This is a genomic window from Sulfolobus acidocaldarius DSM 639 (assembly GCF_000012285.1).
GTDB lineage: Archaea > Thermoproteota > Thermoprotei_A > Sulfolobales > Sulfolobaceae > Sulfolobus > Sulfolobus acidocaldarius.
Genome location: NC_007181.1, coordinates 1,220,581 through 1,235,073 on the forward strand (window position 1 = coordinate 1,220,581; position 14,493 = coordinate 1,235,073).

The window sequence follows — 14,493 nt, forward strand, 5'->3', positions numbered from 1 at the left end:
CGATGGATGAGCTTAACTCCCATGGTCTGATAATAGTTCTACTTTTATTTCGTTATTTTCTTGGTAAATAATATCAATTAATTTTAAGGTTTTCTTTAGATCTTCTTCTATTATTTTTATTTTTGCAATGAAATCATCAGGTCCATAAATTTTAACCGAAATTGGAGTAGGTATAGCTAACCTATTTTGTATTTTAAGTGTCCTTATTGCTGAAGTTGCTTTTTTGATATATTCTCCTAATTTCTGTGCTTCTCCATCATCCTCTAAATCACTTGTATCAGGTAAGTTCTCTAGGGCTATACTCATCTTATCACCGTAAAGTCTTTCGTACATTTCTTCGGTTATGTGGGGAGCAATAGGATATAGTAAGATAAGTAGGTCTTTGATTATTCTGCTTAATGTATATATTGCTGACTCATCCTCCATAAATAGCCTGTGTTTTATTAGTTCTAAGTACTCATCTGCAATAGTTTCCCAGAAATAGGAATATATGGACTCAACTACAATGTAGAAGTCATAGTTTCTATATGCCTCTATGGATTGCTGTACAAATTTCTTATGCTCCTGCAGGATCCATTTATCTATTTCATGTAGTTTACTTGGTTTGTTTATCTTCTTTTTACCTATGAATGGATAAGATAATCTACCTGCATTCCATAGCTTCTGAAGTAGTAGCTTTTTAGATTTTACAGTATCCCATTTAAATGGAAAGTCGTCTCCTATTTTCGCATCAAGTAATGTTAACCTTATTGCGTCAGCTCCATACTCGTCAACCTTATCTAAAGGACTAACTACATTACCCTTACTCTTACTCATTCTTGTTCCGTCTGGTCCTAAAACTTGACCGTTAATTAACACTTCTTTGAAAGGTATGTTTCCTGCAAGGGCTAGAGTCCTATAATAGGTATAAAATAACCATGTTCTTATTATATCAGTGCCTTGCAGTCTCAAGGACGATGGAAATGTCTTTGTAAATCTACTTTTATCATCATAAAATCCTGTCAAATACAATACTGTAACACTGGAGTCAACCCAGACATCAGCAACATCTTTAACAGGTTTTAAATCTAATCCACAATGTGGACATTTCTCTACAGGTGGATTTACTTTACTAGGATCTATTGGTAGTACTTCTTCTGGGGCAGGTATTAAATGCCCATTATCACAATACCAGAATGGTAGTGGTGTACCGTAGACTCTTTGTCTACTAATGTTCCAGTCCCATTCAAGATTTTTTATCCATTCCTCAAGGTAATAGCTCATTCTCTGCGGAGTAAATTTCATTTTCTTATAATCTTCTAGCAGTTTATTTCTCCACTCTAATACTTTTATGTAGATCTGTTTCTTTATCAAGAACTCTATGGGAGATAAACAATCACTTCTTTCCGTATGAGCCAAAACATTATGAGTTATTTTCTCTACTTTTATGAGATAACCTTTTTCTTTTAGTATTTCAATAATTTTTTTCCTAGCCTCTTTAACGGTTAATCCATCAAGCAGCCCGTTAGTATTTTTGATCTTTCCCTTATCATCTACGACTTCATAAACAGGTAACCTATATGTTAATTGCCAACGGATATCCTGAGGATCTCCGTATGTACTTATCATCACAGCTCCAGTTCCAAATGTCATCTCAACAGCCTTATCTGCAATTATACTGATTTCCTTGTCAAAGAGTGGTATTTTGACTTTTCTGCCTACTAAAGACTTGTATCTTTCATCATCAGGGTTTACAGCTACTGCTTGAGTTGCTCCTAACAGTTCTGGTCTAGTTGTAGCTATGGTAACTCCTCCCTCACCATCTACAAATGGGAAAAGTATGTAAGCTAATACTCCATCTTCTTCTTTGTATCCTACTTCGCTTTGTGCTAACGCTGTTTCACATTTAGGACACCAGTAGACCGGTCCTTCTCTCATTTCCACTAAACCCATTTTGTGCATATCTATCAAACTTTTTTGTATAATTCTTCTATATTTACTCTCGTAGGTTCTATATTCAAACCTCTCCCATTCTGCTCTGTATCCTAATCTGATCATTGCTGTTCTCATACTTTTTATCATATCTTCAGTCCATTCTATACATTTTTTCAAAAATAATTCTCTGTTTTCTTTCGGTACTTTTAGTTTGTATTGTACTTTTAATTCTGTAGGTAAGCCCTGTGTATCCCAACCTTGAGGTAACAGAACGTTATAACCCTCAAGTCTCTTAAACCTACCAATAGTATCTGAGATAGTGACCCAATACGCATGACCCATGTGAAGTTCTCCGCTCGTAAATGGAGGGGGAGTATCTATTACAAATACAGGAGATTTTTCATCTTCGTCTCTAAATCGGAAAACTTTTTCCCAAAACTCCTTGGTCATCCATATATTTTGCCATTTTAGTTCAATCCCCTTAGGATCATAATGTTTAGGCCATTCCTCAAGTTTCTTGTTTATCTCGTCTTGAGATAACATTGATAAAAACTTAGTATAGTAGCTTATAAGTTCTAACGCAGAAATAGTCATGTGCTTAAAATTGCAATATTAGGTGGAGGAGTGTCAGGATCATTATTAGCTTATCTCATTAAAAAATATACCAATAATTATGTTAAGATTTTTGATATCAAAGATAGGTACATAAAGCCTTGTGGAGATATTGTACCTAATGTTTTTGAACCTCCTAATTCGTGGCCTAGGAAGTACGATATAAAGAGATTCGCGTTTTATCTAGATGGCGAGAGAGTTTACGACATTCAGTATAGGAGTACTAAATGGATAGTAATTGATAAGTGGAAATGGATCAACGACATGAGGAAAGAAGTGGATTTCTCGTATGTTGGTAATTTTAATGGAAAAGAGTTTGACATGACAATAGACTCAAAAGGTCCATATGATTTAGATAGAAAAGTTGTTTATACAACCAGAGTTCTTCTTAAAACCGATAAATTCGATGACGAGGCAGTAATTGAATTTAATACGAAATATACCGGATTTTATTGGATATTTCCATCCGAAGACGGAGTTTATAACATAGGTGCTGGTTTCATTGAAGATAAAAATTCTAGAGATTTAACGTTAAAATACATAAAAGAGAAATTCGGTGACAGGGAATACAAAATAGTGGACATAAGAGGTGCCCCAATATCGATTTCTCCCATTCATGAAACGAATTATAAGATAGGAGAAGCTAGGGGTTTGTTATTCCCATTGAGTGGTGAAGGAATAAGACCTTCTGCAATTTCAGCAGTAAAAGCGTTTGAGGCTATTAAGAATGGGAAAGATTTTAACAAATATCTATCAGAAGAACTTAAAAAAATACATGAGGCAATTTCTGTTCAACACATGTTTCTAAAGTTATATCTTAACTCATCGCTTTCTCTAAGGAAGCAATTTTTAAGATTGTTTTTTAAGAACGAGATTCTAATAGATGCGTATCTAGAGGATAAAATAACTTTTGAGGGGATAGCAGAATCTGTGAGGTCGATAAAAGGTGGAAGTTTACTTAGAAAACTCTAGTAGTAAATCTGGTAAACACGCGATAAGAACTCTATTATTTAAAGTAGAAGGAGAGAATATAGTAGAGGTTAAGGAGATAAAAGTAAAATCTAAACTCAATCCAGTTTACAAGAACGGAACTCGTCAATTAGTGATAATACCAGATAAAGGAACTTTTATACAGTTAATATTTATAAAGAATGTTTATGGCAGGGTAAAAGGGAAGGCATACGTTTATAATGATGGTAGGACTGTTCTAGAGATGAATTATCGTAAACTTAAACTTAAAATTGTATCAGGAAATCCTGCTTACGCAGATTATGTAAGAAAGATTTTTGAGAAATTAAAGATACCTATCAAGAGAGTTAATGTAAAGTTGGTGAGCTAATGTTTGAATTAGAATATAAAATTCTACCTCCTAACCCAGAGTATGTCATGTCGGCTACGGTCATTGATATGATAGAAAAAGAGTTAGTGGATCTTTGTAGTGTGGTGAGAACAGGTGGTTCTTTAGTATGTTCTCCTTCTGATGATTCTTTGATAGTCGTTTTTACAATTTTTAATCAGTTGAGGAAACTGGAAATACATGTCAGATTTTCCTCTACTAATGCAAAAAAACTTGCGGAGTTAATAAATGAGGTATCATCTAAGCTGAAAAGTAAAGGTTATCTTATAACTTTATCAATCTCCTCTAATATTTTACCATAAATCTCCTCTAGATTTTCAAAATTAGTTTCTTTCAATTTACCAATTACGTTGCAAACATAAATATTTATTCTAGTTTTACACACTACTAATCTTAATATCTTAAATTCTGTCGTTTCTATGTCCATGTCAATATAGGCAATCTTATTATATTGTGTAAAGGTGAGTTTCTTAATAAAATCTTGATTTCGAATAACTATATCCGTATCAGCGTAAAACAACTCATTATTCAGTATAAAAATATTTTTACCTTCTATTTGAGTCTTAAATTGCACTGACAAGTTCAGTACCACAGTATGGGCACTTTTTCTTTAATCCCCTAGCATCTGCTTCACAGAAGAATGCGTTATACTTCTTTTCACATTTAGGGCATTTGTAGACTAAGTCCGTTCCTATTCTTATTTTCCTATTACATATTCTACAGTATACTGTAAACCAGCCTGAATGTCCGTAAGAATTACTTCCCCTTAATCTAATACTCATGTGATATCAATGAGAGATAGAGATATATATGTTTATCCTCAGGAAACTTATAATTTACGTTTCATAATTCACATAAAAGTTGATTTAACAGTCCTTTTCGTAAGCGTAAATCTTGTCACATAAAAATCGGATTATTATAACTTACATTCTAACTAGTATCCTAGGTAGCTCATTAATCTGTACCTCTTTTTTAATTTCTTCTCCTGTCAATACATCTGTGTAAATTGCTCCCTCTTCAAGTTTCAGTTTGTAATTAACACTTCCCTTGGTTTTTATTATTACCAAAATTTTGTTAAACCTAATAAACCCACATAGTCCTTCTTCTAGATCTAATCCCTTATACTCGCCCTTTAAAAAATCCTCAGCCAACTGTTTTCTTAGGGATAAAAGCTTATATGTTAAATACATCTTAATTCTTCCATCGTCCATAGACTCTAACATATTTTTTTCAAATTTTTTTGGATTTTTCTAATATTTCGTGTAATTTCTTAAAATCCACTGGGACTCTGTTATCTGGATCTGTAAGTAAATATCGCCATATTTCTGTTCCCTGATAAAAATCAGGTATACCGGCTGACATAATTTTTAATGCGACCAAGGATAAGCTCTTAATCATCCCTATCCTTCTTATCTTACTTTCAAATTTCATGAAACTTTTAATGAAATCCTTATTGGTAAAAGTTTCTTCCACTAATTCCATTACTCTATTTTCATATTCTTTATTTGATTTCTCCATGAGGTATTTATCTTAGCTTCTCTGACACTTTTTATCATATGTTGCTTTATTCTCTCCTTAAAATCATTAGAGAATCCCTCATAAAAACTTCCCACTAAAACCTGATAATATCTATATTCATCATTTCTTGATACCTTTGGATTTATGATACTATGCCATTCCTCGACCTTATTTTTCCATTCTTCAGGAAATTCACTTAATACACTTATTTTCATCCTTACATCTTCACTAAACTTAGTATCATGTGTGCTAGTGGCATTTAGTGTGATTTTTCCTCTTCGTTTTTGATTAAATACATGAAACTGATCAGGCGATATCTTATAATATCGTAAATCGCTTCCAACCTCATTTATGGATATTAATCTATTGTATCTAAAGAGGAAAGTATCTTCATAAGCTTTAGCGTATACTGCTGGCATATATTGTTGTAATTTAGTATAAGCCTCTGGATTTCTTTTGGTTGCTTCCTCTATCTCATTGGTCTTATCACACTCTTTTACAATCTGATTAGCATAAGTTCTGTACACATCTATACAAGAAAGGTAATCTCTCAATATATCGTAGCTAATTCCTAGTTGTGATGCTAATCTTTTAACTTCATAACTAAATAGCTCATCAATTATTTGCGCTTTTATTTTCTTTATACTTTCACTTATAGATATTTTCTCCGCTGTGAAATTCTCATATATACTGTCCATTATCTCTTGATTAAAATTAAACAGTAAGTTGGAGTAATTTAAGAAGTCATATCCTGTAGTTCCATCTGAATTTAATTTTAATTCCTCCTGAAATCCCAGAATTTTTTCTACAATAATTATTTTATTTTTAATTATTGACCTCAGGTCATTAATATATTTCTCAGGATCATATAATCCATCAATATGATCAATTCTATAGCCATCAACATCTAAATCTAAGATCTTTGAATGGGACTCTTGAAATACGTGATCTTTTTCGACATTTACTCCTATTAAAGTATTAACATCGAAGAATCGTCTATAGCTAGGAGGATTTTTCCAAGACATTAGGGTATAATTCTGTTTTTGTAAAGTGTCGTATATATCATTTCCAACCTCTGTTAGAGGAAGTTTCCATTTGAAATATTCTAGGAAATATTCATCTCCATCTTTTACTATCTTTAATAAACCTTTACTTATCACTGTATCTAAATCTTCTCCTAATATGGGTAATCGTATCTTATCATCTTCTGGGAAAAAGTCAAAGTACGTATAATATTTACTCTTTTTACCCATTTTTAATACATCCATTAGTCGCCAATTTAGAGAATTTACAGCCATGTGATTTGGTACTATGTCCTGTATAATACCTAATCCAATAGTATGAGCTGTCTCTATTAATCTCCTGTATTCTTTCTCTCCTCCAAGTTCATCGTTTATCCTTGAATGATCTATTACATCGTACCCATGGTTACTTCCTGGCGAAGCCATTAAGACAGGAGAGAGGTAGAGATGGGAAACTCCTAAATCCTTAAAATACCATAGGTTATCGATTACGTCACCAAAATTAAAATTCTTATTTAACTGTAATCTGTAGGTTGCTGATATCACTGGAACTCTATCCTCCTGTAAATTAGTGCAGTCTTTCCATCTATTTCTACTTCTTTGTTGTTTTCTATTATCTTTTTATCGTTAGATGGCTCATGTGGATAAGGATGTAACACTAACTCCCATTTTCCATGAGGTACTTTTATCTTAAGATTAGTACTTGCTCCATTCAAAATAATTAGAAAAGTGTCGTCAGCTATCCTTTCTCCATTATAATTTATTTCATCGATAGCACTTCCCTCTAATATATAAATAATATGATTTGTTGGAGATTTCCACACTGAATCATCAACTTCATTGCCGTCAGGTTTTAGCCACGTCACATCCTTTAATGGGGAACCGTGTAACTTCTTACCCTGAAAATATCTAGCCCTCCTAAATATCGGATGAGCTTTATAAAAATTGGTAAGTCTCCTCACAAAATCATGAAACCTTACACGATTTTCATCAAGGTTCCAATCATACCAACTTGTCTCATTATCCTGACAAAAAGCATTATTGTTGCCTTTTTGTGTTCTTCCTATTTCGTCTCCCCCTAAGATCATTGGTATACCTTGGCTAACAAATAATGTTATTACAAAATTTCTTCTTTGTTTTTCTCTACAATAAAGAATATTAGAATCGTTAGTTTCTCCTTCTACTCCACAATTCCAGCTATAATTTTCATTCATTCCGTCCTCATTGTTCAGTTTATTAGCCTCATTATGCTTCTGATTATAACTTACTAAATCTTGTAATGTAAAGCCGTCGTGAGAAGTAATGTAATTTATACTGGCAAAAGGAGTTTTATTACTACCTGCATAAAGGTCAGGAGACCCTAATAACCTGTTTGCTAACTCCTCATAAGGTACTGGATCCCCTCTCCAGAATCTTCTTATTGTATCCCTATATTTACCATTCCATTCAGCCCATAGATATGGAAAATTACCTACTTGATAACCGCCAGGTCCTACATCCCACGGCTCTGCTATCAGCTTAACTTGTGATAAGATAGGATCCTGTTGTATAGCAACAAAGAAAGTCGATAACATATTCACGCTATATAGTTGTCTTGCTAGGGCAGATGCGAGATCAAATCTGAAACCATCTACATGCATCTCGAGAACCCAGTAGCGTAAGCTATCCAAAACCAATTGCAAAACTCTTGGATGAGACAAATTAAGCGTATTCCCTGTTCCTGTGAAGTCAATATAATAACGTTTATTTTTAGGGTCCAGCATGTAATACGAACTATTATCTATTCCTTTGAAACTCAAAGTAGGTCCAAGATGGTTTCCTTCTGCTGTATGGTTATATACAACGTCTATTATTACCTCTAACCCAGCGTTATGCAAAGAATTTACCAACTTCTTAAATTCAATGACCTGATTTCCTAAACAGCCTGAGCTTGAGTATCTACATTCAGGAGAGAAATAATTTATCGGATTGTAACCCCAGTAGTTCTTTAACCCTTTATCGACAATGAATCTCTCATCTACAAATTGCTGAATAGGCATTATCTCAACGGTTGTAATTCCTAAATCTTTTAGGTAATCAATCATAGTATCTGATGCTAAACCCAAAAAAGTGCCTCTAACGTTCTCCGGTAAATCTTGCCTTAATTTAGTTATTCCTTTTATATGTGTCTCATAAATTATACTATCCTTAAAAGGTATCTTTCTTCTAAAGAAGAAATGCTCGTCCTCCCAATCAAAATAAGGATTTATTATGACCCCTTTAGGTATAAATTTATCGTCTTTTCTCTCATCGAAACTGAGATCCTGGTTCTGATCTCCAATTTTATATCCAAAGACCGAATCATCCCATAGTAATAATCCGTTTATAGCTTTTGCATAAGGATCTATCAGTACTTTATTAGGATTAAACCTTAACCCTTCCTCTGGTTTATATGGACCATACACCCTGTACCCATACAACTGACCTGGTCTTAAACCAGGTACAAAAACATGCCAGAGATCTCCGGTTCTCTGTCTAAGTTCTATTATTTCCTTTGGCTCATCTTGTCTAGTCTGAGAGTACGTTAACAGTTCTACTTTTGTGGCGTTCTCAGAGAATAGTACAAAATTAACTCCATCTTCTTCCTCTATCCAAGTTGCCCCTAAAGGATAAGGTTCACCAGGCTTTAATGGTCGATCTTTCATTCTAATTGATATACCCCAACACCTCTGTTAACCTTAATTAATTCATCTTTTTTCAATTTTTTCGGAAATCCTATGCCTATAAGTAAATTACCTGTAATTTTAGAATTAATTACAATATCATCAAACGATGCAATTATTCCTATTTTTTCCATGATCAAAGTAATACAGTTCCCTTCTCTCCTAACTTCCTTTACCCTTTTACAATTATTATATCTCTTTCTGATATTTATCAGTTGTTTATAATAATCTAAAACTTCCTCATCAATTTTCCATGAAAGTTTACTCTTTAAGAACGCTTCCTCAGATTGTGGATCTATCATTTGATTATTTTCCTTTAGTCTACCTTCTCTAACACCCTTAATTAATACGGGATCTGAGAAATCAGAGAAGAAGAAAAAAGGATTCGTCTCATAATATTCCTCGCCCATAAATATTAGCGGTATATACGGTGAGAGTATATATAGTGTGGCTGCCATAAGGTATGTCGTTTTATCGGTTAATATGGAAAGTCTTTCCCCATTTCCTCTATTTCCTACTTGATCGTGATTTTGTATGAAGACTACAAATTTACGTGGTGGAAGATCACCTACAGGAGCACCATGAGTTCTTCCTCTGTATCTAGAATACTTTCCATCATAAACAAAAACATCTTTAAAAGTTTTCTCTATATCTTCTATCCTTCCAAAATCCTGGTAATAATAATCTTTTTCTTTTGTTATGAATGCATGAACTGCGTGGTGGAAATCGTCAACCCATTGAGCATCTATTTTATATCCACAATCATCTTTTACTATTTTTGGATCATTTAAATCACTTTCAGCAATAACAAATTTTCCTAATTGATGGGCTTTTTCAGCTATCTCTTGGAGGATATGCTTAGGCGAATTATCAAAAATTGCATGAACTGCATCCAGTCTCAGACCATCGATTTTAAAGGTCTTAAACCAATACTCGACATTTTCTAAAATGAATTTTCTAACTTGATCACATCCCCTATCATCAAAATTAAATGTTAATCCCCATGGAGTTTTATATCTGTCTGAAAAATAAGGACCTAATCCTAAAAGGTAATTTCCCTCAGGACCTATATGATTATATACAACATCCAAAATTACGGCTATTCCCCTTTTATGTGCCTCGTTTACTAGCTTAGCCAATTCCCATGGTCCGCCATAAGTATTTTGAACTGCGTATAGAAAAACACCATCGTATCCCCAATCTCTATTCCCTGGAAATTGTGCCACAGGCATCAGTTCAATTCCTGTGATTCCTAGATCCTTGAGGTAATCTAACTTTTCTATTACTCCTTTGAAATTTCCTTCTTGGGAAAAAGTACCAACGTGGAGTTCATATATTATTAGATCTTCTATTTTTACTTTTCCAAGGTCAAGAATCTGATAATCTGTTCTTATAAGTTGTGATTTGTCATGAACTCCTAAAGGTTGATATCGTGATGCGGGATCAGGTATCTCTCTCTTATCTTCTATAATATAAGAATAGGTTAAATTTTCCTCGATATCGTCTATTTCTACTTCGAAAAATCCCTCATCGTTTTTTTCCATTGGAATAAGTTTTTTGCTTAACTTCAGCTTAACACTATTAACATAAGGTGCCCATAACTTAAAGATACCTTTATTTTTTTCAATATTTCCACCGAACGAAAACATGCTGTTTAAATAGAAATTATGTCTTAATATATTTAAATGTTTTCGAGTGAAAATACTTATCAGAACTGATTAAATTCTTATTATTGTTGAGTTATTAGAGTATTTAGTATATAAGTTAAAACCATCATTTGTTCTATGAGTGGGACTTATCTAATAGAAATACAAAATAATAAAATCATATGGTAATATAAGAATAAGGTAAGTCTATGGATGATATTATGTTTACTTTATCAAGAAGAGTCAAGGTGGTAAGACGAAGGAGACTTACGTTGGTGCTTTAGTTGACCTAGTAAAGACTTACCTGAAATTGTAAGATAGAAGTGGGGTATTAGGGTGTATCCCCCTAACCTTTCAAAGGTAGCCGGGCAGGGACTCGAACCCTGGTCCCAGGGGCCAAAGCCCTGGTTAGGGGAGGAATCCCCTAAAACCCCTCTTTCAAATGATGAAGAGAGTAAGGGATTTGCCCTAAACTCCCTTACTTCTAGGGAGGGCAAAAATGGTCTCACGGAAAAGGAATTAATTGAATTTTATGAATATTGTTTGAAAATGGCCAGTGAGGAAACTTGCAGGCAGTATATCAATTATCTGAAGAAGCCCCCTAGTAATGCTAAGAACTCTATCCTAGCCTGGAAGAAGTTCTACAAGTGGAAAGGGGATCTTGAGGCATGGAAAAAGCTGAAAACGAAAAAGTCTGGTGTTGATCTTAAGGTTCCAGGAGCTGACGAGATAGGGAGGTGGTTGGAGGCTGTTAGAGGTATTGAGGTAGAGCTAGTCTTCAAGCTCCTCCTTGAGAGCGGTATAAGGCTTAGGGAGGCTGTAAAGGTTCTCAATGAGTATGACGAGAAGAACAACGTGAAAGAGGACGGCTTCTACGTATACACGCTCAACTGGACTAGAGGGCCAAAGAAAGTGTTCTATGTCTTTCACATTTCGTCTATAGCTAAGACTGATATAACGTACAACTACGCGAAGAATTTATTGCATGAGAAAGGGATAGCGCCGAAATATGTACGCAAATTCGTGACTACTAAACTCGCGGAGCTCGGAGTTAGTGCCGAGGTAATCGATTTCATGCAGGGCAGGACGCCTTCTTCGATTCTTGGCAAGCATTATCTCAACTTATTAGCCCTCGCCAAGAAAGACTACAGACGCTACGCCGAGTGACTCAAAACGAATTTTTCTCAGTAAACTGGGAAGTTAATTCAAAGCTAAGTTGTTTTTAAAGTGTTGAATTTTGAGATGAAGTTATTCAAGGTTGCGTTAAAGGACCTCAATTATAGCAAGCTTGAGCAAACGCAAGTCTTCGGCAACGTCTTCGAGTTCGTCTTTCTGGAGAGAGAAAAAGAGGTTGACTTCTTTGTAAGGACATCTGCCCAGGAGGAAATTTTGAGGAAGTACCTCATGATAAAGGAGGACAATCTAAGTTTCAACCAAGGTTTCGTAGGGGTTCTGAGCCTGAAGAAAGAGAGCGACTTCTACGAGAACATTGAGTACAGCAATCTATTGAACATCATCACGTACTGGCAGAAGGATGAACAGATCAGGTTCTGGGTTGTGTTAGAGCCCAGGCTTAATGACCTCTTTCTCAGGAAGGCTGAGGTACTAAAGAAGGAGGCCCAACGGGCCATGTTTGGCAAGAGGAAGAAAGAAGTACAAGCGTCACTGCTCGGGAGCCTTGCGAAGAAGAACATCTACTTACTACATATCATGTTTTATACTAAGGATAAACAGAGGCTCAAGCTACTTTTCGAGTACGCCAAGTAGTACATACATACTCGCTCTAGAAAGCTAGCCTATATTTAACTTTAGATGGACTTGCCTGCACCTATTGCGTAATCAAGACTGGTAAGTGTGTAACAAATGCAGAAAATGTTATTAATTGCTGCCAGTAATATTAAAGAATGAGATAAAATGGAAAGTAGAAGATTTTTCCTATCCATGATATCTTATTTAGTTGGGCTACTGTTACTTTACCTGTCACTCTTCCTGTCTACCCAAATACCCTATCATGGAAATCTCGTGTTAGAGTTACCAATAATAATACCAATGGTTTTTTCTATAATTGCTATAGGCGTATCCGTTCATTTATTTTTAGGTAGTAGTTATCCGTATTTCTTTAGAACAGGGGTAATGAGTCTAGTAGCAGGGATAACACTTTTTGTTTTCGGCTTTATATCATACTCATTCAATGCAGGATCCATAGTCTGGGCGGGTTCGCTAGTTCTTGGTGTCATTTTTATTGCTGGCGCTATCTTCCGCTTGCTTGTCCAAGGTGGTTTAAGCGCTTATAGAAGGTTTAGGAGAGGTGAGACTTCAACTGTAGAAGAAACTAGTATACCTTCAACGAGATTAAGAAACAGGAAGATCTTTCTCATAACCTTTGGGGCTATTCTCTTAATCTTTAGTATTCAAGGGGTCATATCTAATATTACAGGGTCTAGGCCTTTAGCATCCTTTGGCGATATAATCTCTTTCGCTTTTATCGCAGGAGGCATATACTTCGTTGTAGAGTATGTAAGGATTAGAGACCAGTCCTAAATCTCTCTAGGTTTTACATTAAAAGAGTTCTTAGCCACCAAACCTGTTGAATAATCCCTTCACTTATTTATTACGTTAAGGGAGAAGTCTTACTCTTTTCTGAATAGAGATAAAAGTCTGCACAGTCTTTTTATCGTGCAGAACATGTGTTGACGACAATTTCATCTATCTCCATGAAATTCAATTTTATTCTTGCTTATACTTACAGATTTCGAGTAAATTGCGTTTCAGACCAGGAAGAAGATTTTCAACCTCCTCATCACCGTGCTCCTGGTCGAGTTCCAGGGGAAGTGGAAATCCACGCCTGCTAGCCTATGTAAAGCTTCTGGACACCGGTTCTACTATCGTCCTCTTTCCTAAAGTTTCAATCCCGTGTTTCGCGTTGAACCAGTTGAAATCCTTGTAGACTGACGCCTTGTCGTGTAAAAAGGTGAACCCTATCCCTCCAGTCCTCCAGTTTAATACCGTTTAGTATTACGTAAACGTGGAGACCACTCCTTAGGCTAGTTAACATGAAGAACACGACCGGCCCAGTCTCGTAGTGCCTAAATACCCACAGGTAGCAATACTCGCCCCTAACCCTCAACACCTTGGTCTCGTCAACGAGGAAAGGGCCCCCATCCTCAACGTCTAGCTTAAGCTCGTAATCAACGCTAGCTAGCTTATGAAGGTAGAAGAGCAAGGTTATGTGAGGTAATAAAGTCCTCCAACTTGATAACCCTAGCAAGTAGGAGGTCAAGGCTAGTGCAATCTCATCCAAGGTGTGGAACCTAGGCTTAACACTTATATACCTTAAAAGGGCAGAGATTACTTGGGTGAGGACGAGGGAATCGAACCTGTTCGTCATCTCACCTCATGAAATAAACTCGTCCTGACCCTAAAAGCACTTTTCCAGATATAGAAAATCAATTTATATCAAAACAACCAAATTGTTGTCCACACACAGACCGTGTCCGGGACTGCTTATCTATATGCAAACTCGCAACTTCTCAATTCTCAATCTTTCGCTTATACTTTCTATCCAAGGGGAGGTAGCTATACTAACCTGCTCTCAGGGTCTGTAGTAGTACCATAGAGCGTAACATACCTCGTCTCAGGTCAATATACCATATCTACGTATGCTGAAACGAGCTCTTCACATTCGAGACAGGGAAACTATACAATCGTCGTGACAGACCATT

Annotated in this window: 15 protein-coding genes and 1 pseudogene; 7 read left to right on the top strand and 9 right to left on the bottom strand. The window is 35.4% G+C overall.

The window, feature by feature from the left end:
• Window positions 1-12: 12 nt before the first annotated feature.
• Complete coding sequence (locus SACI_RS06840; RefSeq protein WP_011278261.1) at window positions 13-2,508, bottom strand: valine--tRNA ligase; 2,496 nt, start codon at window positions 2,506-2,508, stop codon at window positions 13-15.
• On the opposite strand from SACI_RS06840, the gene SACI_RS06845 reads away from it, so the two are divergent.
• The 3 genes from SACI_RS06845 to SACI_RS06855 are packed head-to-tail and all read left to right on the top strand — an operon-like array spanning window position 2,509 to window position 4,185.
• The gene (locus SACI_RS06845; protein ID WP_011278262.1) at window positions 2,509-3,498 is read left to right on the top strand and encodes an NAD(P)/FAD-dependent oxidoreductase; all 990 of its coding nucleotides are present in this window, start codon (window positions 2,509-2,511) and stop codon (window positions 3,496-3,498) included.
• Window positions 3,473-3,865: a hypothetical protein gene (locus SACI_RS06850; RefSeq protein ID WP_011278263.1), complete on the top strand. Its 393-nt coding sequence runs from the start codon at window positions 3,473-3,475 to the stop codon at window positions 3,863-3,865. Before SACI_RS06845 ends, SACI_RS06850 begins: the two co-directional genes overlap by 26 nt.
• A complete protein-coding gene (locus SACI_RS06855) occupies window positions 3,865-4,185 on the top strand; it encodes a hypothetical protein (protein WP_011278264.1) in 321 nt (106 codons plus the stop codon). The genes SACI_RS06850 and SACI_RS06855 overlap by 1 nt, the downstream gene beginning before the upstream one ends.
• Here SACI_RS06855 and SACI_RS11925 read toward each other — a convergent pair.
• The 7 genes from SACI_RS11925 to treZ form a co-directional block, all read right to left on the bottom strand.
• On the bottom strand, window positions 4,143-4,475 hold the full coding sequence (locus SACI_RS11925; protein ID WP_015385859.1) for a hypothetical protein: 333 nt from the start codon (window positions 4,473-4,475) through the stop codon (window positions 4,143-4,145). The two genes, SACI_RS06855 and SACI_RS11925, sit on opposite strands and share 43 nt — an antisense overlap.
• Window positions 4,447-4,665, bottom strand: a complete 219-nt coding sequence (locus SACI_RS06865; RefSeq protein ID WP_011278266.1) for a hypothetical protein — start codon at window positions 4,663-4,665, stop codon at window positions 4,447-4,449. Before SACI_RS06865 ends, SACI_RS11925 begins: the two co-directional genes overlap by 29 nt.
• A gap of 141 nt (window positions 4,666-4,806) precedes the next feature.
• Window positions 4,807-5,094, bottom strand: a complete 288-nt coding sequence (locus SACI_RS12245) for a DUF1953 domain-containing protein (RefSeq protein WP_238375754.1) — start codon at window positions 5,092-5,094, stop codon at window positions 4,807-4,809.
• 19 nt (window positions 5,095-5,113) lie between these two features.
• Window positions 5,114-5,401, bottom strand: coding sequence for a hypothetical protein (locus tag SACI_RS12250; protein ID WP_238375755.1), 288 nt, complete (start codon window positions 5,399-5,401; stop codon window positions 5,114-5,116).
• Window positions 5,365-6,969: a malto-oligosyltrehalose synthase gene (locus SACI_RS06870; RefSeq protein ID WP_238375756.1), complete on the bottom strand. Its 1,605-nt coding sequence runs from the start codon at window positions 6,967-6,969 to the stop codon at window positions 5,365-5,367. Before SACI_RS06870 ends, SACI_RS12250 begins: the two co-directional genes overlap by 37 nt.
• Window positions 6,966-9,107: a glycogen debranching protein GlgX gene (glgX, locus tag SACI_RS06875; RefSeq protein ID WP_011278267.1), complete on the bottom strand. Its 2,142-nt coding sequence runs from the start codon at window positions 9,105-9,107 to the stop codon at window positions 6,966-6,968. Before glgX ends, SACI_RS06870 begins: the two co-directional genes overlap by 4 nt.
• A complete protein-coding gene (treZ, locus tag SACI_RS06880) occupies window positions 9,104-10,774 on the bottom strand; it encodes a malto-oligosyltrehalose trehalohydrolase (RefSeq protein WP_011278268.1) in 1,671 nt (556 codons plus the stop codon). The genes glgX and treZ overlap by 4 nt, the downstream gene beginning before the upstream one ends.
• A 226-nt stretch (window positions 10,775-11,000) precedes the next feature.
• Between treZ and SACI_RS12415 the strand changes: the two are divergent.
• The 4 genes and pseudogenes from SACI_RS12415 to SACI_RS06895 all read left to right on the top strand — a co-directional run.
• Window positions 11,001-11,087 (top strand): annotated as a pseudogene (locus tag SACI_RS12415) (putative integrase); the annotation flags it as partial.
• 20 nt (window positions 11,088-11,107) lie between these two features.
• Entirely contained in the window at window positions 11,108-11,938 is an 831-nt protein-coding gene (locus tag SACI_RS06885; protein WP_015385614.1) for an integrase, read from the top strand.
• Window positions 11,939-12,013: 75 nt separating this feature from the next.
• A complete protein-coding gene (locus tag SACI_RS06890) occupies window positions 12,014-12,538 on the top strand; it encodes a hypothetical protein (RefSeq protein ID WP_011278269.1) in 525 nt (174 codons plus the stop codon).
• Between the two features lie 147 nt (window positions 12,539-12,685).
• Window positions 12,686-13,312: a hypothetical protein gene (locus SACI_RS06895; protein ID WP_011278270.1), complete on the top strand. Its 627-nt coding sequence runs from the start codon at window positions 12,686-12,688 to the stop codon at window positions 13,310-13,312.
• 364 nt (window positions 13,313-13,676) lie between these two features.
• Here the strand turns inward: SACI_RS06895 and SACI_RS06900 are convergent, their stop codons facing one another.
• Window positions 13,677-14,159 (bottom strand): hypothetical protein, encoded by a 483-nt coding sequence (locus SACI_RS06900; protein WP_015385615.1) that lies wholly within the window; start codon window positions 14,157-14,159, stop codon window positions 13,677-13,679.
• Window positions 14,160-14,493 lie beyond the last annotated feature (334 nt).